Origin of the sequence: Rhodoblastus acidophilus (assembly GCF_900187365.1) — a bacterium.
GTDB classification, from domain to species: Bacteria; Pseudomonadota; Alphaproteobacteria; order Rhizobiales; family Beijerinckiaceae; genus Rhodoblastus; species Rhodoblastus acidophilus.
The window spans coordinates 1-21808 of the sequence record NZ_FYDG01000001.1 but is presented as its reverse complement, the minus strand read 5'-3'; the positions used below and the strand labels follow the sequence as shown (position 1 = coordinate 21808).

At 67.2% G+C, this 21808-nt stretch carries 22 protein-coding genes; 18 read left to right on the top strand and 4 right to left on the bottom strand.

Annotated features, from left to right (window positions below):
• Nucleotides 1-4 precede the first annotated feature (4 nt).
• Genes rsxC through CFB24_RS00070 form a run of 9 tightly spaced genes read left to right on the top strand, consistent with a single transcriptional unit; the run spans nt 5 to nt 7486 of the window.
• Nucleotides 5-1354 carry an electron transport complex subunit RsxC gene (rsxC, locus tag CFB24_RS00110; protein WP_088518542.1) on the top strand — a complete coding sequence of 450 codons (1350 nt, stop codon included), beginning with the start codon at nt 5-7 and terminating at the stop codon, nt 1352-1354.
• Nucleotides 1351-2394 carry an RnfABCDGE type electron transport complex subunit D gene (locus CFB24_RS00105; RefSeq protein WP_088518541.1) on the top strand — a complete coding sequence of 348 codons (1044 nt, stop codon included), beginning with the start codon at nt 1351-1353 and terminating at the stop codon, nt 2392-2394. Before rsxC ends, CFB24_RS00105 begins: the two co-directional genes overlap by 4 nt.
• Nucleotides 2391-3092 (top strand): RnfABCDGE type electron transport complex subunit G, encoded by a 702-nt coding sequence (locus CFB24_RS00100; RefSeq protein WP_206605475.1) that lies wholly within the window; start codon nt 2391-2393, stop codon nt 3090-3092. Before CFB24_RS00105 ends, CFB24_RS00100 begins: the two co-directional genes overlap by 4 nt.
• Nucleotides 3089-3778 (top strand): electron transport complex subunit RsxE, encoded by a 690-nt coding sequence (rsxE, locus tag CFB24_RS00095; RefSeq protein ID WP_088518540.1) that lies wholly within the window; start codon nt 3089-3091, stop codon nt 3776-3778. Before CFB24_RS00100 ends, rsxE begins: the two co-directional genes overlap by 4 nt.
• Nucleotides 3768-4355 carry an electron transport complex protein RnfA gene (locus tag CFB24_RS00090; protein ID WP_088518539.1) on the top strand — a complete coding sequence of 196 codons (588 nt, stop codon included), beginning with the start codon at nt 3768-3770 and terminating at the stop codon, nt 4353-4355. Before rsxE ends, CFB24_RS00090 begins: the two co-directional genes overlap by 11 nt.
• Complete coding sequence (locus CFB24_RS00085) at nt 4352-4687, top strand: hypothetical protein (protein ID WP_088518538.1); 336 nt, start codon at nt 4352-4354, stop codon at nt 4685-4687. Before CFB24_RS00090 ends, CFB24_RS00085 begins: the two co-directional genes overlap by 4 nt.
• Before the next feature lie 8 nt (nt 4688-4695).
• Nucleotides 4696-5538, top strand: a complete 843-nt coding sequence (locus tag CFB24_RS00080; protein ID WP_088518537.1) for an FAD-binding oxidoreductase — start codon at nt 4696-4698, stop codon at nt 5536-5538.
• 20 nt (nt 5539-5558) lie between these two features.
• Nucleotides 5559-6569 carry an FAD:protein FMN transferase gene (locus CFB24_RS00075; protein ID WP_206605476.1) on the top strand — a complete coding sequence of 337 codons (1011 nt, stop codon included), beginning with the start codon at nt 5559-5561 and terminating at the stop codon, nt 6567-6569.
• 17 nt (nt 6570-6586) lie between these two features.
• The gene (locus CFB24_RS00070; RefSeq protein ID WP_088518536.1) at nt 6587-7486 is read left to right on the top strand and encodes an RnfABCDGE type electron transport complex subunit B; all 900 of its coding nucleotides are present in this window, start codon (nt 6587-6589) and stop codon (nt 7484-7486) included.
• A gap of 102 nt (nt 7487-7588) precedes the next feature.
• On the opposite strand, the gene thiE is transcribed toward CFB24_RS00070, so the two are convergent.
• A complete protein-coding gene (gene thiE / locus CFB24_RS00065) occupies nt 7589-8194 on the bottom strand; it encodes a thiamine phosphate synthase (protein ID WP_088518535.1) in 606 nt (201 codons plus the stop codon).
• 67 nt (nt 8195-8261) lie between these two features.
• Here thiE and thiM point away from each other — a divergent pair, with 67 nt between their 5' ends.
• From thiM to CFB24_RS00025, 8 genes are all read left to right on the top strand, one after another.
• Nucleotides 8262-9080, top strand: coding sequence for a hydroxyethylthiazole kinase (thiM, locus tag CFB24_RS00060; RefSeq protein ID WP_088518534.1), 819 nt, complete (start codon nt 8262-8264; stop codon nt 9078-9080).
• 130 nt (nt 9081-9210) lie between these two features.
• The gene (locus CFB24_RS00055; protein WP_088518533.1) at nt 9211-10170 is read left to right on the top strand and encodes a Hint domain-containing protein; all 960 of its coding nucleotides are present in this window, start codon (nt 9211-9213) and stop codon (nt 10168-10170) included.
• 66 nt (nt 10171-10236) lie between these two features.
• Nucleotides 10237-11859 (top strand): ABC-F family ATP-binding cassette domain-containing protein, encoded by a 1623-nt coding sequence (locus CFB24_RS00050; protein ID WP_088518532.1) that lies wholly within the window; start codon nt 10237-10239, stop codon nt 11857-11859.
• A gap of 206 nt (nt 11860-12065) precedes the next feature.
• Entirely contained in the window at nt 12066-13904 is a 1839-nt protein-coding gene (locus tag CFB24_RS00045) for a methyl-accepting chemotaxis protein (protein ID WP_088518531.1), read from the top strand.
• A 101-nt stretch (nt 13905-14005) separates the two neighbouring features.
• Nucleotides 14006-15520: a leucyl aminopeptidase gene (locus CFB24_RS00040; protein WP_088518530.1), complete on the top strand. Its 1515-nt coding sequence runs from the start codon at nt 14006-14008 to the stop codon at nt 15518-15520.
• A gap of 27 nt (nt 15521-15547) precedes the next feature.
• Complete coding sequence (locus tag CFB24_RS00035; RefSeq protein WP_088518529.1) at nt 15548-16003, top strand: DNA polymerase III subunit chi; 456 nt, start codon at nt 15548-15550, stop codon at nt 16001-16003.
• Nucleotides 16004-16231: 228 nt separating this feature from the next.
• On the top strand, nt 16232-17212 hold the full coding sequence (locus CFB24_RS00030; protein ID WP_088518528.1) for a septal ring lytic transglycosylase RlpA family protein: 981 nt from the start codon (nt 16232-16234) through the stop codon (nt 17210-17212).
• 119 nt (nt 17213-17331) lie between these two features.
• Nucleotides 17332-18537 carry a D-alanyl-D-alanine carboxypeptidase family protein gene (locus CFB24_RS00025; protein ID WP_244593231.1) on the top strand — a complete coding sequence of 402 codons (1206 nt, stop codon included), beginning with the start codon at nt 17332-17334 and terminating at the stop codon, nt 18535-18537.
• Here the strand turns inward: CFB24_RS00025 and CFB24_RS00020 are convergent.
• Both CFB24_RS00020 and CFB24_RS00015 read right to left on the bottom strand, forming a co-directional pair.
• Nucleotides 18534-19262 carry a 16S rRNA pseudouridine(516) synthase gene (locus tag CFB24_RS00020; RefSeq protein ID WP_088518527.1) on the bottom strand — a complete coding sequence of 243 codons (729 nt, stop codon included), beginning with the start codon at nt 19260-19262 and terminating at the stop codon, nt 18534-18536. The two genes, CFB24_RS00025 and CFB24_RS00020, sit on opposite strands and share 4 nt — an antisense overlap.
• Nucleotides 19259-20158: a class I SAM-dependent methyltransferase gene (locus tag CFB24_RS00015; RefSeq protein ID WP_088518526.1), complete on the bottom strand. Its 900-nt coding sequence runs from the start codon at nt 20156-20158 to the stop codon at nt 19259-19261. Before CFB24_RS00015 ends, CFB24_RS00020 begins: the two co-directional genes overlap by 4 nt.
• 285 nt (nt 20159-20443) lie before the next feature.
• Here CFB24_RS00015 and CFB24_RS00010 point away from each other — a divergent pair, with 285 nt between their 5' ends.
• Nucleotides 20444-20944 carry a DUF4405 domain-containing protein gene (locus CFB24_RS00010; RefSeq protein ID WP_088518525.1) on the top strand — a complete coding sequence of 167 codons (501 nt, stop codon included), beginning with the start codon at nt 20444-20446 and terminating at the stop codon, nt 20942-20944.
• Between the two features lie 441 nt (nt 20945-21385).
• On the opposite strand, the gene CFB24_RS00005 is transcribed toward CFB24_RS00010, so the two are convergent.
• A partial coding sequence (locus tag CFB24_RS00005) for a transposase (protein ID WP_176440398.1) occupies nt 21386-21808 on the bottom strand: 423 nt, incomplete at its 5' end.

Genomic DNA, 21808 nt, shown 5'->3' with positions numbered 1-21808 from the left:
CGCGATGAAACTTTTCACCTTTCTTCGCGGCGAGGCGTTCGCCCGCGGCATTCATCCGCCTGAGCACAAGGGCACGGCGCATCAGCCGATTACGCGATTGCCGTTCGCGCCGCGCCTGATCGTGCCGCTGTCGCAAAATGTCGGGCGCCCGGCCAAGCCGCTCGTCAAGGTCGGCCAGGACGTGGTGCGCGGCCAGCCGCTGGCGGAGGCCGACGGCTTCGTGTCGGTGCCGCACCATGCGCCGGTCAGCGGAACGGTTGAGGCGATCCGCCTCAACCCGACCTCCACCGGCGTCTGGACCGAATCGGTCGTCATCAAGGCGCACGCCGGCTCCACCCAGGCGGTGGAATGGGAGGAGCCGCAAGATCTCGCGGCTCTCGACGATTCCGGCGTGATCGCGGCGGTGCAGCGCACCGGCATCGTCGGTTTGGGCGGCGGCGTGTTCCCGACCCACGCCAAGCTCAAAGTGCCGAAGGAATTCCCGGTCGACACGCTGGTGGTCAACGGCTGCGAATGCGAGCCCTACCTCACCAGCGACCATCGCATCATGGTCGAGCGCGCCCGCGACATCATGATCGGCATTGAAATGTCGCGGCGGCTGCTCGGCAATCCCCGCGCCATTATCGGCGTCGAGGACAACAAGCCCGACGCCGTCGAGGCGCTGCGCGCCGCGCTGCCCGCCAGCGGCGAGGTCACGGTCGAGGCCGTGCCGACCAAATATCCGCAGGGCGCGGGCGAAATGCTGATCAAGACGCTGCTCAACCGCGAGGTGCCGCCGGACGCGCGCTCCTATTCGGTCGGCGCCTATGTGCAGAACGTGGCCACGCTCGCCTATATGGGCGCGCTGGCCCCGCGCGGACGCGGCTTTATCGAGCGCGTCATCACGGTCGCCGGCACCGCCGTCGAGCGGCCCGGCAATTATCTGGTCCCGATGGGAACGCCGCTGCGCTTCCTGCTCGATTACGTCGGCGCGCCGCAGGAGGCCATCGAGGTGATCTATGGCGGGCCGATGATGGGGCAGGCGGTGGCCTGCCTCGACGCCCCGATCACCAAGGGCGTCTCGGGCATTCTCGTCTTCCGCGCCCGCGAGCTCGCGGCGCCGTCGGCGAAAAAGAGCTTCCCGTGCATCAAGTGCGGCAAGTGCATCGAGAGTTGCCCGATGGGCCTCAATCCCTCCACCCTCGGCATGCTCGCGGCCAAGCGCCAGTATGACACGATGGCGGACACTTATCGCCTGGGCGCCTGCTTCGAATGCGGCACCTGCTCTTACGTCTGCCCGGCGAACATTCCGCTGGTGCAGCAGTTCCGCGTGGCCAAACAGGTGCTGCGCGGCAAGCCGGAGAAGGCGGCATGACCGTTGAAATTCGTTCCGCGCCACACATCAAGGACGACGCTGGCGTGGTCAAGATCATGCGCAATGTCGTGTGGTCGCTTCTGCCCATTTGCGGCTTCTATGTCTGGCAATATGGCGTGTCCGCTTTGGCCTCGCTGGTGGTCGTCACCTGCGCCTGTCTCGCGGCGGAAGAGTTCTTCCTGCGTCTCGGCCGGCAGTCGGGCGATCTCGGCGACTGGTCGGCGACCATCACCGGGCTTCTGCTCGCGCTGACCCTGCCGCCGGGCTTTCCGCTGTGGATGGGCGCGATGGCCGGCTTCGTCGCCATCGGTCTGGGCAAGGCCATTTTCGGCGGCATCGGCCATAATCTGTTCAATCCGGCGTTGGTGGGACGCGGCTTCGCGCAGGCGGCGTTCCCGACCGCCATCGCCACCTACACCCCCTCGTTCCTGCCCGACCGCTTCACCGACTTCATTCCGTCGAGCCTGGCGCTGCCGTTCATGACGCCGGCCGACACCGCCTCCTGGGTGGCCGGTTTGAACATCGACGGCGTGAGCGGCGCAACGCCGCTGGCGCGGTGGAAGTTCGAGGGCGTGATCGCCAGCAACTGGGACCTGCTGACGTCGCTGTCGGGTCATCTGCCGGTCGGCCCGTCGCCGCTGCTGATCCTCGCTTGCGGCCTGTACCTTGCCTATCGCGGCTATCTCGACTGGCGCATTCCCGTCGCCGTGCTCGGCAGCGCCGCGCTGCTCGCCGCTGCGCTCTATCCGCTCAACCCGCAGCACTTCCCCGATCCCGGCTTCGTGCTGTTCTCGGGCGGCCTGATGCTGGGCGCGGTCTATATGGCGACCGACATGGTGACCTCGCCGGTGACGCCGCTCGGCATGTGGCTCTATGGCGCGCTGATCGGCGCGCTGACGGTGATCATCCGCTATTCCGGCGGGCTGCCGGAGGGCGTCATGTACGCCATCCTGATCGGCAACGCCGCGACGCCGATGATCGAACGGATCACCCAGCCGAAAGCGTTCGGCACGGAACCGACCAAGGAGACGAGAGCGTGAGCGCGTCGGACAACACCCCGCAGGTTGATGCAGCGGCCCATGCGACGCCGACCTTCACCCTGCTGCGCGCCCTGAGCGTCGTTTCCGCCATCTGCGGCCTGATCATCGTCGGCAGCTATCTGCTGACGCTCGACCGCGCCAAGGACAACCGCCGGCTCGCCTCCGAACGCGCGGTGATCAAGGTGCTGCCGGACGCCAAGTCCGTCAAACCCTGGCTGGCGCTGGCCAATGGCGACGTGGTTCCGGCCGGAGAGGGCGATCCGCCGACCGGCGCCGTTCGGTTCTACGCCGCCTACGACGCCAACGGCCATCTCGACGGCGTGGCGGCGGAAGGCGCCGCCAAGGGCTACGCCGACACGGTGCGCGTGATGTTCGGCTATCGCAAGGCCTGCCAGTGCATCGTCGGCTTTGGCGTCGTCTCCATGCGCGAGACGCCCGGCATCGGCGACAAGATCATCACCGACAAGGACTTCCTGGCCAATTTCAAGGCGCTGGACGTCAAGCTGACCGAGGATCTGGCCGGCCTCGCCAACGAGGTCAAGGTGGTCAAGCACGGCACGAAGGCTCAAGGCTGGCAGATCGACGCCATTTCCGGCTCGACCGTCACCTCGCGCGCCGTGGGCAAGGGCATCAACGACGCGGCGCAAATCCTGCTGCCGCGCCTCGTTCCCAAAATCGACCGATTGGAGAAGCAATGAGCGAGTCGTCTCCCCTGTTGGCTCCGCCCAGCACCTGGGAGGAGTTCACGGAAGGGCTGTGGAAGCGCAACCCGGTGTTCGTGATGGTGCTGGGCATGTGCCCGACGCTGGCCGTCACGGTCTCGGCGGTCAATTCGCTGTCGATGGGCGTCGCCACCACTTTCGTGCTCGCGGCCTCGTGCTTTCTGGTCTCGGCCTTGCGCAAACTGATCCCGAAAGAGGTGCGCATCGCCACCTATATCGTGATCATCGCCACCTTCGTGACCGTCACCGACTATGCGATCCAGGCGATCAGCCTCGACCTCTATGAAGCGCTCGGCGCCTACATCCAGCTGATCGTGGCCAACTGCCTGGTGCTCGGCCGCGCCGAAGCCCATGCGGCGCGCAATCCGCCGCTGGCGGCGACGATGAACGCCATCGGCATGGGCCTCGGCTTCACGCTGAGCCTGGTGATGATCGGCGGCGTGCGCGAAATTCTCGGCGCCGGGGCCTTCTTCGGCTTCTCGCTGTTCGGGCCGAACTTCCAGCCCTGGGTGGTGATGGTGCTGCCGCCGGGCGGATTCTTCGTGATGGCCGGCTGGCTGTTGCTGTTCTCCATCGTGCGCCGTCGCGCCCAGATGCGCGCGCAGGAGAATGAGCGCGCCCGGGCCGCCGCTGAAACTTCGGGAGCCTGTCATGGCGCGTGAATCTCTCTGGCAGATCCTGCTCACCACAATCCTCTCCGGCAATTTCGTGCTGGCGATGTTTCTGGGCATGTGTCCGTTCCTCGGCGTCACCCACAGCGTCTCCGTGGCGTTCCCCCTCGGCCTCGCCACCACTTTCGTCATCGTGATCGCCTCGCTCAGCGCCTATCTGCTGAACTGGGTGCTGGGACTCGCGCATTTGGAGTTCCTGCGGCTGATCTGCTACATCGTGGTGATCGCCTCGGCGGTGCAACTGGTTGAAATGTATGTGAAGAAGAATTACCCGCCGCTGTTTCGGGCGTTGGGCATCTATCTTCCGCTGATCACCACCAATTGCGCCGTGCTCGGCGTCGCCCTGTTCCAGACCGCGCGCGATTATGACTTCATGCAGTCGATCACCTTTGCGATTGGCGGCGGCGTCGGCTTCACTTTGGCTCTGGTGCTGCTGGCGAGCGTGCGTGAGCGCGTCGAACTCGCCGACGTGCCGGAATCGGTGCAGGGCACGGTGCTCGTGCTGATGCTGGCGGGCGTTCTATCATTGGCCTTCATGGGCTTCGCGGGATTGGGGGGCGGGGCATGATCGTCTCCCTGATCGCCGCCTTCATCCTGCTGCTCGGCTTGATGATGGCCTGGATCGAAGTGCAGCGCATGGCGCGGCATGTGGCCGAGCAGCATCCGGAAGCTGGCCCCTTGCGTCTGGTTGGCGGCGGCTGCGGCGGTCATGGCCACGCGCCTTCGCCGCTGGCGCCGAAATCGGCCGAGGCGAAATTCGCTGAAGCCAAAGCCGCCGAAGCCAAATGCGGGGAGGCCAAAGCCGCCGCGAAACCGGCCGAAGGCTGCGCCGCCTGCACCAACACTGCTTGCAAGCCCGGCGTTCTGCCGGCGGCGGCGCCTGAAATTCTTTCTCACTGAGAAGCGTCATGTCCCTGTCAGAAGCGACCGACCGGCTCTGGACGGCGACCCTCGTCGCCAACACCCGCATCACCCCGGCGAATTCCCCCGAAGACGTGCGCCGTCTGCGCTTTTCGGCGGATGGCGGTTTCTCCGGCCAGATCGGCCAGTGCCTGCGCGTGCGCGCCCCCGGCCAGTTCGGCCAGCGTTTTCACGAGCGGCTCTATTCCATCGCCGACCTGGAGCCGGCCGGCGGCCGGCTCGCGGTTGAGTTGCTGGTGCGGCGTTGCCATGTGATCGACGATTTCAACGGCGAGCGCTATGACGGCGTCGCCTCGAACTATCTGTGCGACCTGCCGGTCGGCGGGCAGATCGAATTCGTCGGCCCGCTCGGCCACCCCTTCGCCATTCCCGCCGACCGCGAAGCCGGCCTGCTGATGATCGGCATGGGCACGGGCATCGCGCCGTTCCGTGGGCTGGTGCGCCGCATCTACGACGAGTTGGGCGGCTGGAAAGGCCCGGTGCGGCTGTTCCACGGCGCGCGCAGCGGCCTGGAGATGCTTTACCAGAACCAGGAGAACGGCGACCTCGGCCTGTATTACGACCAGCCGACGTTCAAGGCGTTCGAGGCGGTGAGCCCGCGCCCGCATTTCGACGAGCCGCCGGCGCTGGACGAGGCGCTGCTCGCCCATGCCGGCGAGGTCTGGGACATGTTGCAGGACAAGCGCACCCATGTTTTCATCGCCGGTCCCGAGGCGATGCTGCCCATGCTCGACAAGGCGATGGCGCGGGTGGTCGGCTCGGCCGAGACCTGGGAAGCCTGCCGCGCCAAACTTCAAGCCGCCGGCCAATGGCGCGACGTGCTTTACTGAGCTGAGATGAGGATAGTTCGATGATGAATCGCCGCAAGATGATCTGGTCCTCGCTGGGCCTCGGCTCGGTCGCCGCCCTGGCCGGGTTCGGCGCGGTGGCCTCGGTCGCTCACGCCCGCGAGTTGAAGCCGTTCACGCTGTCGGGCCGCGCGCTCGGCACGAAGGTTTCGCTGCTGGTGTTGCATAATGACGAGGGCGCAGCGCAGGCCGCGCTGTCCGACGCGCTGGCGGAAGTGCAGGGCGTCGACAAGGTGATGAGCCTCTATCGCGACGACAGCCAAGTGGTGGCGCTCAACCGCGCCGGCGAACTGGCGCGCCCCGACGCTCGGCTGCTGGAAGTGCTGCGCTATTCGCAGGACCTGGCGGACCGCACGCATGGCGCGTTCGACGTGACGGTGCAGCCGCTGTGGGACGCCTATACCCAGGCCAAGGCGCAGGGCGGGCTGCCGTCCGCCGACACTGTGCGCACGGCCGGCGCGCTGGTGGGCTGGCGCGATCTCGACCTGTCCGAGGAAGCCGCGCGGTTGCGGCGTCCCGGCATGGCGATCACGCTCAACGGCGTGGCGCAGGGCTACGCCGCCGACCGCGCGCTGGCCGCCGTGCGCCGCCATGGAATCGAACACGCGCTGATCGACGCCGGCGAATTCGACACGCTCGGCCGCAAGCAGCAGGACAAGCCCTGGGTGCTCGGCGTGCAGCATCCGCGCGAATCCGAGCAGATCGTGATGCGGCTGGCCATGGACGGCCGCGCCCTGGCGACCTCCGGCGACTACGAAACCTATTTCACGCCCGATTTCGTCAACCACCACATTTTCGATCCGGCCACCGGCCATTCGCCGCTGGAGCTGTCGAGCGCGTCGGTGCTGGCGCCGACCGCGCTGCAAGCGGACGGCCTGTCCACGGCCTTCATGGTTTTGGGCGCGGAACGCGCGTTGGCGCTGGCCGCGACGCTGCCGGGCGTCGACGCGCTGCTGATCGGCAAGAACGGGCAGACTTTCCGCACGCCGGGCCTGCCCGCGCTGACAGCCTAAGCTGAGGGGGACGGATCGTGGAGCAGTTTGGGCAGTGGGAAGTCGTCGGCATGGCCGGCGCCTTCATGGCGGGCCTCGGCGGCTTGCTCGCGCTGATGCTGGCCGTGGCGAACAGAAGCCTGTTCGTTTACGAGGACCCGCGCATCGAGGAAGTGGACGGGCTGCTGCCCAAGAGCAATTGCGGCGCCTGCGGTCTCGCCGGTTGCCACGATTTCGCGGAAAAGCTGGTGGCGGGCGAAGTGGTCGCCGCCAAATGCACCGTGAGCAGCCCGGCGCAGATCGCCGCCATCGCCGGTTATCTTGGCGTCGAGGCCGGCGCTGTGGACAAGCGCGTGGCGCGGCTCGCCTGCGCCGGCGGCCGTCATGTCGCGTTTTTGCGCGCGAAATATGTCGGGCTTTCAACCTGTCGCGGCGCGGCTGTGGTCAGCGGCGGCGGCAAGGAATGCGGCTGGGGCTGTCTGGGGCTCGGCGATTGCGCCTCGGTCTGCCTGCAAGGCGCCATCACGCTCAACGAGCACGGCCTGCCGGTGGTCGATCAGGAGAAATGCACCGCGTGCAACGATTGCGTGGTCGCTTGTCCCAAGGGGCTGTTCTCGCTGCAGTTGGTCAAGGACAAGCTGTTCGTGGCCTGCAAGAGCCGGGCGGAGGCGGATCTCGCCGAAGCCGCCTGCGAAGTGGCCTGCACCGCCTGCGGCAAATGCGTGGCCGACGCCGCGCCGGGCCTGATCACCGTGCGCAACAATCTCGCGGAGATCGACATCGGCCGCATCAGCGAGGGGCGCCGCGAAGTGATCGACCGCTGCGCCACCGGCGCCATCGTTTGGTTCGACGACCAGGGCCGGCCGGAGCGCGGCGCCGCGGCCAAGAAAATCCTGCGCAAGGACGATCTGCCCGTGCGCGCCGACGCCGGGGTGTGATTGAGCGTCCCTTCGGCGAACCTCAGTTCGCCGAAGGGGCGCTAGACTATTGTTTCAAAGCGTTTTTCGCGTGAGCCGTGCTTCAGCTTCGCTTAAAACGCTTTAGAGGCGCCTGCGGGTGGCGGCCAGCCAGTCGCGGGCGCGACGCTCGGGATCGGGCGCGCGGGTCACATCGCTGATCAGCGCCACGCAATCGGCGCCGGCGGCGAAGACGGCGTTCGCGTTCCCGAGCTTGATTCCGCCAATGGCGATCAGCGGCCGTCCGTTCAGCCGTTCGCGCCACTGGCGCAACCGGGCCAGCCCCTGCGGCGCCCGCTCAAACGCTTTCGAGGCGGTGGCGAAGATCGGCTGCAGCGCGATCCAGTCGGCGCCGAGCGCCAGCGCGCGGTCGAGATCGTCCTCGGTTTCGGTCGAGACGCCCAGGCTGAGGCCGGCGGCGCGGAGCGCGGCGAGATCGGCGCCCGCCAGATCGTCCTGGCCAAGATGGACATGGGCGCAGCCGAGCTCGAGGGCGAGGCGCCAATGGTCGTTGACCACGAATCGCGCCCCAGCCCGCGCGCAAAGGTTTTTTGCGCGGACAATTTCGGCGCGCAGAGCTTCGTCCTCCGCGCCCTTGACGCGCAACTGGATCAGCTTGACGCCGCAGGCGAGCATGCGTTCGACCCAGGCCGAATTTTCGAGGACGAGATAGAGCGGGTCGATGGTCATCGCGCGGCTGTAGCGCCGCCGCCGCCGCCCCGCAAGAGTCCGTTGGCGAGAGGAATTGGACAGCAATATGAGCGAAACCCATCTTCTGGACGACATGCGCCGCGCGCGCCCTCTGGTGCAGGTCATCACCAATTACGTGTCGATGGATCTCGCCGCCAATGCGCTGCTGGCGCTCGGGGCCGCCCCGGCGATGATCCACGCGCCCGAGGAGGCGGCGCAATTCGCCATGATCGCCGACGCGCTGGTGGTGAATATCGGCACGATTTCCGAGACCTTTTTCAAGGGCATGCGCGCCGCCGCCGCCGCCGCGCGCACGGCGGGAAAACCTTGGGTTCTCGACCCCGTGGGGGCGGGGGCCACGCGCTACCGCGACGAGGTCGTCGCCGCGCTGCTCGAAGCGCGGCCGTCGATCATTCGCGGCAATGGCTCGGAGATCCTTGCGGTGGCGCGCGTCGCCGGCCTGAGCGCGGAAGCGGCGGCGCCCAAGGGCGTGGACAGCCTGCACGAGGCCGGGGCGGCGAAATACGCCGCCGTGGCGCTGGCGCGGCGGCTCGATTGCGTGGTCGCCGTGACCGGCGCGGTCGATCTCGTCACCGATGGCGCGCGGGTGACGCGCATCGCCAATGGCGCCGAAGTCATGACCCGCGTCACCGCCTGCGGCTGCGCGCTGTCGGCGGCGGTCGGCGCCTTCGCGGCGGCGACGCCCGACCGTTTCGCGGCGGCGGTTGCGGCGCTGGAGGCGTACGCCATCGCCGGAGAGATCGCCGCCGAGACCAGCGCGGGGCCGGGCAGCTTCCGCGTCGCCTTCCTTGACATACTGTCACGGCTCGAAAATAGCGACATCGCCGCGCGGTCGAAAACATTCGCCGAGGCGGCGTTCGGCTGAATCGGAGCTGCGGCGATCCGCAACTTGCCGTTGCGTTCGCAGATTTGTTATAAATTGTTTCAGGTCATTCGAGGCCTCAACTGAAATCGCCTCGTCAATTTATTGGCTCCCCAGAGCTGGAGCGGAAACCATGTCATTGCGCCTGGACCCTTCCGATTGTTTGCCGCCGCAGGCGGCCGCGCCGACTGACGCTCCGTTTGGCGCGCAAACCTGTTTCCTGCGCGGCACGCGGATCGCCACGGTGCGCGGCGAGGTCGAGGTGGAGGCGCTGCGCGTCGGCGATCTCGCGGTGACGGCTTCGGGGCTGCGTCCGGTGACGCGGATCGAGCGTCGCGGCCTCAATGGCGGCGATCCCGTGCGAATCCTGGCGCGGGCGTTTGGCGAGACGCCGCGCCGCGATCTCTGGCTTGGCCCAGGCCATGGCGTAGCGGCGGAGGGCGCGCTGATTCCCGTCGCGGCGCTGGCCAACGGCGTCACATTGCGGCGGGAGGCGTCGGGGCGCGCGGAAGCTTATGGTCTTGAGCTGGATGGTCCCGACATCGTGTTCGCCGAAGGTTTGCCGGTGGAGGCGGGCGCCGCGCGCGCGGATCGCGCGCTGGCGCCGGGGCGCGGCGCCGTGGTCGAGGGGCTGAAAACGCGTCTGATCGAGGCCGTGCTGGCGCAGGGCCATGGTCTGACCGACGACGCCGACCCCTGCCTGATGGCCGATGGCGCGCGGATCGAGCCGGTTCGGCTTTCGCAGGGCCGACTGGCGTTCATCACGCCGGCGCCGCGCGACGATCTCGTGCTGACGTCGCGCGTGTTCACGCCCGCGCATGTGCTGCCGGCCAGCGCCGACGACCGGGCGCTTGGCCTGTGCGTGACGCGGCTGCAGATCGACGGCGACGAGATCGCGCTCGATTCGACGGAGCTGGACGAGGGCTGGCATGCGCCGGAAGGCGCCGCCGGCGCCCCGGAGCGGCGCTGGACCCGCGGCGCGGCGCGGCTTCGGCCCGGCGCGCGCTGCGTGATCGTCGATCTCGCGCCGGGCGGGCCGTACTGGCGCGCGCCGGATGCGCCGCTCGACCCGGTGGTGGCGCTGTTCGGCTGAGATTAGCCTATCCTTCGCGGCGATTTGCGCTAGAAGGCCCTCAACTTCCAGAGGGGCCTCGCGCGTATGATTCGATTGGACGCCATCAGCAAGCAAAGCGGCACGCATCTCCTGTTCGTGGAGGCCTCGGCGTCCGTATTGCGCGGCGAGAAAGTCGGGCTGGTCGGGCCGAACGGCGCCGGCAAGACCAGTCTGTTCCGCCTGATCGCCGGGCAGGAGGCGCCCGACGAAGGCCAGGTCTCGATCGATCGCGGCGTGACCATCGGCTATTTCAACCAGGACGTCGGCGAAATGGCCGGCCACAGCGCGGTGGCCGAGGCGATGAACGGCGCCGGTCCCGTGAGCGAGGTCGCGGCGCAACTGAAGGCGCTGGAAGCCGACATGGCCGACCCCGACAAGATGGACGAGATGGATGAGATCATCGAGCGCTATGGCGAAGTCCAGCATCGCTTCGAGGAGCTGGACGGCTATGCGCTGGAGGGTCGCGCCCGCGAAGTGCTGGCGGGCCTTAATTTTTCCGACGAGATGATGGACGGCGACGTCGGCAAGCTGTCCGGCGGCTGGAAGATGCGCGTGGCGCTCGCCCGGATTCTGCTGATGAAGCCCGACGCCATGCTGCTCGACGAACCGAGCAACCATCTCGATCTCGAAAGCCTGATCTGGCTGGAGGATTTTCTCAAGGGTTATGACGGCGCGCTGCTGATGACCTCGCACGACCGCGCCTTCATGAACCGGATCGTGGGAAAAATCATCGAGATCGACGGCGGTTCGCTCAATTCCTACAGCGGCGATTACGAATTCTACGAGCAGCAGCGCGCGCTGAACGAGAAGCAGCAGCAGGCGCAATTCGAGCGCCAGCAGGCCATGCTGGCCAAGGAAATCAAGTTCATCGAGCGGTTCAAGGCGCGCGCCTCCCATGCCTCGCAGGTGCAAAGCCGCGTGAAAAAACTCGACAAGATCGAGAAGGTCGAGCCGCCGCGCCGGCGCCAGAGCGTGGCGTTCGATTTTCCGCCGGCGCCGCGCTCCGGCGAGGACGTCGCCACCCTCAAGGGCGTGCATAAGGCGTATGGGGCCAAGCGCATTTATGACGGCCTCGATTTTCAGGTGCGGCGCAGGGAGCGCTGGGCGGTGATGGGGGTGAACGGCGCCGGCAAATCGACGCTGCTGAAGCTGGTGGCCGGCGCGGCCGAGCCGGACGCTGGCGCCGTCACCATCGGTTCGGCCACCAAAATGGGCTATTTCGCCCAGCACGCCATGGAGATGCTCGATGGCGAGGCGACGATCTACGAGGATCTCGAGTCGAGCTTTCCCCAGGCCGGGCGCGGTTCGCTGATGACGCTGGCCGGGTGCTTCGGCTTTTCCGGCGACGATGTCGAAAAGAAATGCCGGGTGCTGTCGGGCGGCGAGAAGGCGCGGCTGGCCATGGCGAAAATGCTCTACGATCCGCCGAATTTCCTGGTGCTCGACGAGCCGACCAACCATCTCGACATCGCCACCAAGGAAATGCTGATTCAGGCGCTGTCGGCCTTCGAGGGGGCGATGCTGTTCGTCTCGCATGACCGGCATTTTCTCGCGGCGCTGTCGAACCGGGTGTTCGAATTGACGCCGGAAGGGCCGCATCTCTATCCCGGCGGCTATGCCGAATATGTCGCCTCGACCGGGCAGGAGGCGCCGGGCCTGCGCCATTAAGGAAATCGGCGAAATTTTAGCGAGCGAGGCTGCGCCGCGTTCACCGCTTCGCGCGATGCGCTGGGGCGCCGGCGCCTGACGCAGGGCTTTGGGTAAAATGCGACCGGCCTGTTTCAGGCAAGTTTGCACGAGAGCGGGGGAGCTAGACGGTCGACTGTCCTGGCGCCTGTCGCCGCCAGCCTGTTTTGGGAGCCGCCGCCTTGTCCATGCCCGCTTTCGCCAACGACGCCTTTGAGACCAGAGCGCCCGCCGGGGGCATGTCGGCGCTCGTCGTCGATTGCGCGGGCCTGCTCGCGCGCCATCCCGGCCTCACGCCGATCGCCGACCGGCTCGACCCGTTGTTCCGCCACCTGTTTTCCGGCGCGGCGACCGGCAAGGACGTCGCCGCCATTCTCGCCGAGGGCGTGCCGGCGCCGGCCCTGCTCGACGCGCTCGAGACGGCGATGGGCGCGACCGCGCGCAGCCTGACGCGGCGGGCGGCGGTGCTTTCGGGCGCGGCCGCCAGCCTGCCGGCGCTGGGCGCCCATTTCGTCGCCGTGATCGGCATGATTCACACGCAGGTCACCGACGCCGCGCTTAACGACATCGCCGAAGATCTTTCGCGCGAGGCGGATCTGATGAACTTGAAGGTGCTCGCCGGCATTGTCGCCGATGTGAACGGCATCGCCATCGAGATTGCGCATCTGTCGCACAACACCAGCATCGAAGCGCAGAGTTCGCACGCCATCGCCGAGTCGACCCACGACCTCGTGACCGCCATCGACGAGATTTCCCGCTCCGGCCGCGACGCGCAGGATTTGGCGCGCGAGGCGGAAGCGAGCGCGCGGGCGGGAGTCGGCGCCATGGCCACGCTGTCGGCCGCCATGACCAATATTTCCGCCGCCGCCGGCGAATCCTCCGCGCAGGTCGGCGCGCTGGAGCGCGCCTTCGACCAGATCGCCGGTTCGCTGCAGGCGATCGAGGCCATCGCCCGCCAGACCAATCTGCTCGCGCTCAACGCCACCATCGAGGCGGCGCGGGCCGGCGAAGTCGGCAAGGGCTTCGCCGTGGTCGCCAATGAGGTCAAGACCCTGGCGGGCCAGAGCGGCAAGGCGACGGTGGAGATTTCCGCGCGCATCGACGAGATGCGCCGCGCCATCGCCGGCATGACCGGCGCGATTGGCCGCACCGACGCGGCGGTGTCGCAGGGCGGCGAGGCGATCGGCGGCGTCTCCGCCCGCATGGAGGGACTATGCGACACCGTGGTCGCCGCCTCCGAGCGGATGGAGGCCATCGCGGCGGTGCTCGACTACCAGCGCCAGACCAGCGCGGAAATCGCCGCGAATTCCGAAGCGAGCGCCAAGCGCGCCAGCGACAACGACGCCATGCTCGACGTCATGGCCGCCCGCGTGCAGCAAATGAACGAGCGCTTCAACGACAAGGCCAACAACTGGTTCAAGCCGAACGCGCCGCGCTCCCTGTGCGAAATGGCCAAGATCGACCACATGCTGTTCAAGAAGCGCGTGGTCGACACGCTGCTCGGCCGCACGGAATGGCGGTCGGCGGATGTGCCGGACGGCCATCAGTGCCGGTTCGGCCAATGGTATGATTCCGTGCGGATTCCGATCCTGCGCGAAACGCCGGCCTTCATCGCCATCGCCGCGCCGCACGCGCGCATCCACGAGCTCGGCCGCGAGATTCTCGCCAAATTCGAGGCCGACGACGACGGCGGCGCCCATGCCCTCCTCAACGATCTCGACCGCGCCACCGTCGAAATGCTCGACCTGCTCGACCAATTGTCCCATGCTCTGGAAGACGAGCGCGGCGGCGTCAACCGCCGCGCTTATGAGCGTCGCCGCAGCGGCCGTCTGGGCGTGGCGACCACGGGGTCCGGGCCGCGCAATGTGATCATCCAGGATATTTCCGAAGGCGGCGCGCGGATCGGCGCCTTCGGGGTCCTGGAAAAAGGCGAGCGCGTCACGCTCGACACGGGAACCGAGACGCGCGCGGGCGTGGTGGTCTGGACCAGCGACGAGGAAAGCGGCGTGCGCTTCGATCCGCGCTGAGTTTTTCCGGCGCGCGTTTGAACCCGCGCGCCATTGACCCCTCTCGCCCCCCCGCGCATAGTGGCGCGACTCCTGAAATCCGCCCCTGCTGCGAGGTTGCAATGTCCGCTGCGCTTTCCGTCGGCGCTCTGCCGCTGTCCGACGTCCTGGCCGCGCCCGAAAAGGGCGCTCTCACCCTGATTGCCTTCGCGGGCAAGGACTTGGCGCTCGGCGCCGAGACCGCCCGCCTGCTCGGCGACGCCGCCGGGCTGGTGGCGGGTTCGGCCGAATTCGCCGGCTTCAAGGGCAAGATCGGGACGGCGCTGGAGTTTCTCGCGCCGGCCGGCCTCGCCGCGCAAAAGCTGATCGTGCTGGGAACCGCGCCCGACAAGGACGGCGAGGCCGTCGATTACCTGCGCCTCGGCGGCGTGGCCGCCGCGAAACTCGGCAAGGCCAAGCTGGCTCGGGTGATTTTCGATTTCGCCGCCCAGCCCGATGCGGCCGCCGTGGGCGATTTCGCCCTGGGCCTGCGGCTGCGCTCCTATAAATTCGATCAGTTCAAGACGAAGAAGGCCAAGAAGGACGAACCGGAGAACGACGATCCGGTCGAGGTGGCGCTGGCCGGGCCGGACGCCGGCGCGATCGGCGCGGCGATCGGCGCCGCCGCCGATCTCGCCGATTCCGTCGATCTGGCGCGCCGGCTGGTCAATCTGCCGCCGAACCTGCTCTATCCCGAATCCTTCGCCGAGGAGGCCAAGGCGCTGGAAAGCCTCGGGGTCGAGGTCGAGATTCTCGACGTGCCCGCGATGGAGAAGCTGGGGATGCGGGCGCTGCTCGGCGTCGGCCAGGGCTCGGCGCGGCCGAGCCGCGTGGTGATCCTGCGCTGGAACGGCGGCAAGCCCGGCGACGCGCCGCTCGCCTTCGTCGGCAAGGGCGTGTGCTTCGATTCCGGCGGCGTTTCGATCAAGCCAGGCGCCGGCATGGAGGACATGAAGGGCGACATGGGCGGCGCCGCCGCCGTCACCGGCCTTTTGCGCGCGCTGGCTCTGCGCAAGGCCAAGGCCAATGTGGTCGGCGCGCTCGGTCTGGTCGAGAACATGCCCGACGGCGCGGCGCAGCGTCCGTCCGACATCGTGACCGCCATGTCCGGGGCGACCATCGAGATCATCAACACCGACGCGGAAGGGCGGCTGGTGCTGGCCGACGTGCTGTGGCACGTGCAGAGCGCCTACAAGCCGGCCTTCATGATCGACCTGGCGACGCTGACCGGCGCCATTCTGGTCTCGCTCGGCCAGGATTACGCCGGCCTGTTCTCCAACAATGACGCGCTCGCCGAAAACCTGAAAAAGGCTGGCGAGGCCACCGGCGAAAAAGTGTGGCGGATGCCGATGGGCGCCGCCTACGAGAAGATGATCGAGTCGAAATTCGCCGATATCAAGAACACCGGCGGGCGCTACGCCGGGTCGATCACCGCCGCGCATTTCCTGCAGCATTTCGTCAACGACACGCCCTGGGCGCATCTCGACATCGCCGGCACGGCGATGGGCTCGCCGGCCGGCGACCTCAACCAGAGCTGGGCCTCCGGCTGGGGCGTGCGCCTGCTCGATCGTCTCGTGCGGGATTTTTACGAGGGCTGAGCCTTCGCGACGGGACACGCGGGCGACATGACCGAAGTCTGGTTCTACCAGCTGCAGCGCCGCCGGCTGGAACAGGCGCTGCCCAGTCTGGTCGAACGCGTGCGCCAGCGCGGCTGGCGCGCCGTGCTGCAGGCGGCGACGCCGGAGCGGCTGGCCGCGATCGACGATCTGCTCTGGACCTATGCCGAGGATTCCTTCCTGCCCCACGGCGCCGCCAAGGATGGCGACCCCGAGCTGCAGCCGGTCTGGCTGACGCTCGGGGCGGACAATCCCAATGACGCGCAGGTCCGTTTCCTGCTCGAAGGCGTCGCCGCGGCGCCTTTCGTCGAACAAGGTTACCAAAGGCTGATCATATTGTTCGACGGGCGCGATCCCGGTTTTCTCGACGACGCCCGGGCGCAATGGAAGGATTTGCGCCGCATTGGCGTCGCTCCGGCCTATTGGGCCGAGACCGAAGAGGGCGGCTGGCGCAAGCAGGCATGACCGGCGCCGCTGGGGGATGCGTCTTTATACGCAGGGGCTGCGTCGCACTTCCGCCGCAATCTGCTGGAGAATCCGTGACGATCACAAGTCCGTGATCCCTAGGGGGCGTGCGCCGGAAAGGCGTCTTAACCTTTTGGTAACTTTTCGCACCGCATGGTGCCGAAAGGGAATATGAGACTAAACTCCCGCGCAATGGGCGGCGCGGCGCAACGGGGATGTCAGATCCGGATGAATCGCTTCGTCACCCTCAGCCTTGTCGTCGCCGTTCTTGGCCTTGGCGGTTGCGCGCAGCAGCGGCAGGCGCAGCTCAAGACCCATGGCAAAGAATATTTCCCGGAATCCACCTATGGCCGCGCCAGCCCGCGCGTAGTGGCCGACGGCGAGGACGTGCCGAAGGGCGGCGGCCAGTATCTGGTCGGGAAACCCTATTCGGTCGCCGGCAAGACGTATGTGCCGAGCGAGCGCAAGTTCGCCGGCGTCGGTCTGGCCTCCTGGTATGGCGACGCGTTCCATGGGCGGCGCACCGCCAATGGCGAGGTTTACGACAAGGATTCGGTCAGCGGCGCCCACCCGACCATGCCGCTGCCGAGCTATGCGCGCATCACCAACCTGCGCAATCACCGCTCCATCATCGTGCGCGTGAACGACCGCGGCCCCTATCACGACAACCGCATCATGGATCTGTCCTCGCGCGCCGCCGAGGCGCTCGACTACCGCCGATTCGGCACCGCCAAGGTGAAGGTCGAATATGTCGGCAAGGCGTCGCTGGGCGGTTCGGACGACGAGAAGCTGATGGCGACGCTGCGCACCGACGGCGCCCCGGCGCGCCTCGACGATTTCGCGCTGTCGCCGACCATGGTGGCCGATCGCGCCGAGCCGCCGGCGGAACAGCCGGCGCCGGCGCAGACCGCGCGCGAGATCGAGCGCGTCGCCATGATTCAACAAGCGACGGCGCCGCGCGAATCGGTCCAGCCGGAGCGTCGTGCGGCGGAAGTCCCGCCGCCGCCGCCGCGTCCCGAGCGGCAGGCTTCCATTCATCCGGCGCCGCCGACGCCGCCGGTGAAACCTGCGACCGAACAGCCGTTGACGCTGAACGATCTGCGCCCGCTGGCCCAGCTTCCCTCGCATCCGCCGGCCCCGCCGCAGCGGCCGCTTTACCTCGGAACGACACCGGGGGCCGATACGCCGATTCGCGTATCGCGGCGCTGATCGCGCGATTGGCGATTTCCGGCGTTGGCGTGGCCTTCGCAATCGCGTAAAGATAGAGCGCGCCTGCTGCTTCGCAGCATGGCGCGGCCGATTGCAACGATTGCGAGATCGAGGGCCGCGTGAGAACGATCGCCGTCCTGTTTTTGATGTTCTGGGCTGTGGCCGGCGCCGCCGCGCAGTCCGTCTCCACTATTGTCCCGCGCGCGCTGGTGATGGACGTCGGCACCGGGGCCGTGCTGTTCGACAAGGCCGCCGACGAGCCCACCGCGCCGGCCTCACTCGCCAAACTGATGACGGCGGAGTTGGTATTCCGCGATCTCAAGGGCGGCAAGATCACGCTCGACACGGCGTTCCCGATTTCCGAACACGCCTGGAAGACCGCGCAGGGCGGGGCCTCGATGTTCGCGCGGCTCGGCTCCAGCGTGCGGGTCGAGGATTTGCTGCGCGGGCTGATTGTGCAGTCGGGCGCCGACGCGGCGATCGCGCTGGCGGAAGGCTTGGGCGGCTCGGAGGAAAGCTTCGCCGCCATGATGAACAAGCGCGCCGGCGAACTGGGCATGACGCACAGTCATTTCATCGACGCCTGGGGCTCGCCCAACGCCGCGCAGACGGTGAGCGCCCGCGATCTCGCCGCGCTCGCCCTGAACATCATCACCGCCTATCCCGATTATTACCACTTCTTCGGCGAGAAGGAGTTCACTTGGAGCAAGGTGCGGCAGCTCAACCGCAACCCCATTCTGTTCAACGAGGTCGCCGGCGACGGGCTGAAGGTCGGCAATCTGCCGGACGGCGGCTTCAATCTGGTCGGCTCGGCGGTGAACGGCGGACGGCGGCTGATCGTGGTCGTGCTCGACGCGAAAAACGCCAAGGATCGCGCCGAGGAGTCGCGCAAGCTGTTCAACTGGGGTTTCCGGGGCTTTGAGGTGCGCGACCTGTTCGCGGCTGGCGAGGAGGTGGGCGTGGCCCGCGTCTATGGCGGCGCCGCGAGCGATGTTCCGCTGGTGACCGAGGCGCCGGTGCAATTGATGGCCGCCCGCGGTTCTGCGGAAAAGTTGACCGGCAAGATCGTTTACGAAGGCCCGCTGCTGGCTCCGGTGGAGGCCGGCCGGACCGTGGCGCGGCTGAAAATCTACCATGGCGCGACGCTGGCGCTGGACGCGCCGTTGAAGACCGGCGAATCGGTGGAGCTGGGCGACCTGAGCCAGCGCGCCAAGGACGCGGCGTTCGAACTGGGCTTGCAGGTGTTCCACAAGGCGCTGAACTACGCCTTCAGCAAGACCGGCAAGAAGCCGGCGACGGTGGAAGCGTCGGCCGAGGCACGCTAAAGCGCGCCGTTCAGCGCCGCGTCGATCTCGTCCTGCGACAGGACGATCCATTCGCCCGGCGCGAGGTCGGGCGGCAGGGCCAGGCCGCCGATTCGCTCGCGATGCAGCGCCTCGACATGGTTGCCGGCCGCCGCGAACATGCGGCGGGCCTGATGATAGCGGCCCTCGACCAGGGTCAGCAAAGCCTCGCGCGGTCCGAGAACGTCGAGGCGGGCCGGCAGGACCGGGTTGGCCTCGCCCTCCAGCAGCAGCGTTCCCGAGGCGAACAGCGCGGCTTCCGCGCCTGAAAGGTCGCGGGCGAGCGTGGCGCGATAGGTTTTGGCGATTTCGGTTTTGGGCGAGATGATTCTGTGCAGCAGCGCGCCGTCATCGGTGAGCAGCAGCAGGCCGGACGTGTCCTTGTCGAGCCGGCCGACGGACGAGATCGCTGGATCGCGGCGGCGCCAGCGCTCGGGCAGCAGGCCATAGACCAGCGGTCCCGCCTCCTTATGCGAACAGGTGACGCCGACCGGCTTGTGCATCATCAGCGTCAGGCCGGGCAGGGGATCGAGCTTTTCCCTGTCCACTTCCAGCCCGGCGGCGGCGTCGAGGGCGATTTTCGCGCCGGAATCGCGCAGGGCGGCGCCGTCGAGCCAGATGCGGCCGTATCGCGCGAGCATCGCGATCTCGCGGCGCGAGCCATAGCCGAGATTGCCCAGCAGCCTGTCGAGTCGGACGGTTTTCACTTCACCGCCTCGATCACTTTGAAGCCGGCGGCTGTGGCGACAGGCGCCACCGAGCGGAATTTTTCTTCGAGCGCCGCCTCATAGGGCAGGTGGCGGTTGGCGACCAGCCAGCAGGCGCCGCCCGAGCGCAGCACTTCGGCGGCGCGTTCGATGAAGGCGAGGCCCAGGCCCTTGTTTTCGCGGCCGGCGTCGTGGAAGGGCGGGTTCATCACCACGAAATCCAGCGGTTCGGGCTTTTTCAGCCGCCGCACGTCGTCCCAGACGATTCGCGCCCGTGAATCCGCGACATTGCGGGCGCAGAGATCGACGGCGCGGCGGTCCACATCGACCATCAGCAGCGACTTGACCCGCGCCGAGGCCAGAATCCGATGCGCCAGCACGCCGAGGCCGCAGCCGAAATCGGCGCCTCGCCCTGAAAATTGCGGGAGATGGTCGGCGAGCAGGGCGGTTCCGGGATCGAGCCGGTCCCAGGAGAATACGCCTGGTTGGGTCCACAGGCCGAGCGTTTCGGACAGGCGCGGCGCCCCGGCGCGAATCGCGGCCTCGATGGCCTCGGCGTCGCCGCTGTTCCGCGTCAGGCAGATGCGATGGTGGCGCTTGGCCGATTCGACGCAGGCGCAGCCGAGATCGGCGAGATCCTTGGCCAAGCGTCCGCCGCCCTTGTCCTTGGGCGCCATCGCCAGCAGCGGCGCGCCCGGCTGCAAGGCCCGCAGAGCCATCGCCAGCACGGCGCGGCGCTCGATAGCCCCAGGCGGGGCGAGCATGGCGACATTGTCGAGGCCAACAGCCTCCTCCAGCCGCTCGGCGCCGGGGCTGAGCGGGGAGAATTGCCGGACATGGGGCGAAAGTTCAGCGAGTTCCGACGGCGGTGCGCCGAAAACATTATCGAAGGGCATGGACGTTCCTGAAGGACCGCTCGGAGTTTAGCAAATTGCGCGCCATTCAGGGGCATGAAGACGACATTCGCCCGTACATAGGGCAAGTTCACGGCGATTTCATCGTTTTTTTGGCCGTTTGCAGCGGCGGCCCTGCGCCGCGTCGCGGCAAGCTGACAGAGAGCTGAACGGCGATCGCCCGCCGCTTCAGATGGCGGTCAGCAAAACGGGCGATGGTGCGCCTCGCTTGCAGGCCTGTTTGCGCGCGGTTGCGCGACGGGCGGGAATCCGACGGGAAGGAAAGTCATGAAAATTTCGCGTGAATGGGCCACGCCCGTGACCATCGGGGCCTTCGGCCTGATGGCGGTCACCGGCGTCTTGATGTTTTTTCACCAAGCGGCCGGGCTGAACAAGCTGGCGCATGAATGGCTGGGCTGGGCGTTCGTGGGCGGCGTCGGCTTTCATGCCTGGGCCAACTGGGGCGCGTTCAAGCGCTATTTCGTATCCAGCGCGGCCGGCCGCGGCGTCATCGCTGGGTTCGCCGTGCTGCTTTTGGCTTCGTTTCTGCCGCTCGGCGGCGGCAAGAGCGCGCCGCCGCCGGTTCTGGCGATGAACGCCATCGCCAAAGCGCCGCTTACGGCGGTGGCGCCGCTGACCGGGCGCCCGGTCGAGTCGCTGGTGGCGCAATTGCAGGGCGCGGGCTTCGCCGTTTCCGGACCACAGGCGAATCTGGCCAGCGTGGCCGAAGGGCGCGAAGCCCAGAGCAAAGCCATGGCGCTGTTGTTCGGTGGCGCCAGGCGCGACTGACGCATCGGGGAGGGGCGGCCGGATCTGGCCGCTCGCCTCGCGGCTGCGATGCGTGTTCTTTGTGTAGTTTCAGGGGGATGGAGGCTTTGGCATAGCGCATCTCGAGATTTGCTTTTAAAGGTGCGCCAGGTGTTTAGACGCCTCGCTTCCGGGTGATGTGGGAGCGTTAAGGCCGCGCTTCGGAGATGCCGTGTGAGGCATCTGAGAAAGACTTTGAATGTCAGGAGTCTAAGTCAGTAGTGGCTGGGGAACCTGGAAACTCCGTAGCTCATGCTTTAACCCAATGAAATCCTTGAAATTCAATTGCCTAGGGCTACGCTGTGGGGTACTTGTCTGGGGTACTGATGAGGTACCGAGGATTAGAACCGAATGGCCGTGAGCAGACACGAATATCTCGAATGGGAGACTGTCAGGAATTCCGTGTGAAGGCGGGTTCCGTTTTCATGCCAAGCTGAACCGATCCGGGAACAGGATGGCGAATTGAGCTTTCGCCATCACCCATTCGCGCGGCGGCATTTTCCATTCTTTTTGCGCCAGGTTCAACACGAGATACAGCAGCTTCGTCACGCTGTCGTCGGTCGGAAAATGCCCGCGAGCGCGCACCGCGCGACGCAATTTCGCGTTCAAGGACTCGATGGAATTCGTTGTGTAGATGATCCGGCGCACGTCGTCGGGAAACGCAAAGAATGGAATGACTTCGCTCCAGTGACGCCGCCAGGATTGGGCGATCGCCGGATACTTTCGTCCCCAGGGCCCGTCGGCAAAGGCGTCGAGCTCCCGCTCGCCCGCAGCGGCGTCTTTGGCGCGATAGATCTGCTTCAGCGCCGAGGCGACGGCGCGCCGGTCCTTGTAGGAGACAAAGTC

Bases quoted from the DNA above. Each gene is read 5' to 3' on its own strand.
- rsxC (WP_088518542.1), top strand. From the start codon at position 5: ATGAAACTTTTCACCTTTCTTCGCGGCGAGGCGTTCGCCCGCGGCATT.
- CFB24_RS00105 (WP_088518541.1), top strand. From the start codon at position 1,351: ATGACCGTTGAAATTCGTTCCGCGCCACACATCAAGGACGACGCTGGC.
- rsxE (WP_088518540.1), top strand. From the start codon at position 3,089: ATGAGCGAGTCGTCTCCCCTGTTGGCTCCGCCCAGCACCTGGGAGGAG.
- CFB24_RS00090 (WP_088518539.1), top strand. From the start codon at position 3,768: ATGGCGCGTGAATCTCTCTGGCAGATCCTGCTCACCACAATCCTCTCC.
- CFB24_RS00085 (WP_088518538.1), top strand. From the start codon at position 4,352: ATGATCGTCTCCCTGATCGCCGCCTTCATCCTGCTGCTCGGCTTGATG.
- CFB24_RS00080 (WP_088518537.1), top strand. From the start codon at position 4,696: ATGTCCCTGTCAGAAGCGACCGACCGGCTCTGGACGGCGACCCTCGTC.
- CFB24_RS00075 (WP_206605476.1), top strand. From the start codon at position 5,559: ATGATGAATCGCCGCAAGATGATCTGGTCCTCGCTGGGCCTCGGCTCG.
- thiE (WP_088518535.1), bottom strand. From the start codon at position 8,194: ATGACCATCGACCCGCTCTATCTCGTCCTCGAAAATTCGGCCTGGGTC.
- thiM (WP_088518534.1), top strand. From the start codon at position 8,262: ATGAGCGAAACCCATCTTCTGGACGACATGCGCCGCGCGCGCCCTCTG.
- CFB24_RS00055 (WP_088518533.1), top strand. From the start codon at position 9,211: ATGTCATTGCGCCTGGACCCTTCCGATTGTTTGCCGCCGCAGGCGGCC.
- CFB24_RS00050 (WP_088518532.1), top strand. From the start codon at position 10,237: ATGATTCGATTGGACGCCATCAGCAAGCAAAGCGGCACGCATCTCCTG.
- CFB24_RS00045 (WP_088518531.1), top strand. From the start codon at position 12,066: ATGCCCGCTTTCGCCAACGACGCCTTTGAGACCAGAGCGCCCGCCGGG.
- CFB24_RS00040 (WP_088518530.1), top strand. From the start codon at position 14,006: ATGTCCGCTGCGCTTTCCGTCGGCGCTCTGCCGCTGTCCGACGTCCTG.
- CFB24_RS00035 (WP_088518529.1), top strand. From the start codon at position 15,548: ATGACCGAAGTCTGGTTCTACCAGCTGCAGCGCCGCCGGCTGGAACAG.
- CFB24_RS00030 (WP_088518528.1), top strand. From the start codon at position 16,232: ATGAATCGCTTCGTCACCCTCAGCCTTGTCGTCGCCGTTCTTGGCCTT.
- CFB24_RS00015 (WP_088518526.1), bottom strand. From the start codon at position 20,158: ATGCCCTTCGATAATGTTTTCGGCGCACCGCCGTCGGAACTCGCTGAA.
- CFB24_RS00010 (WP_088518525.1), top strand. From the start codon at position 20,444: ATGAAAATTTCGCGTGAATGGGCCACGCCCGTGACCATCGGGGCCTTC.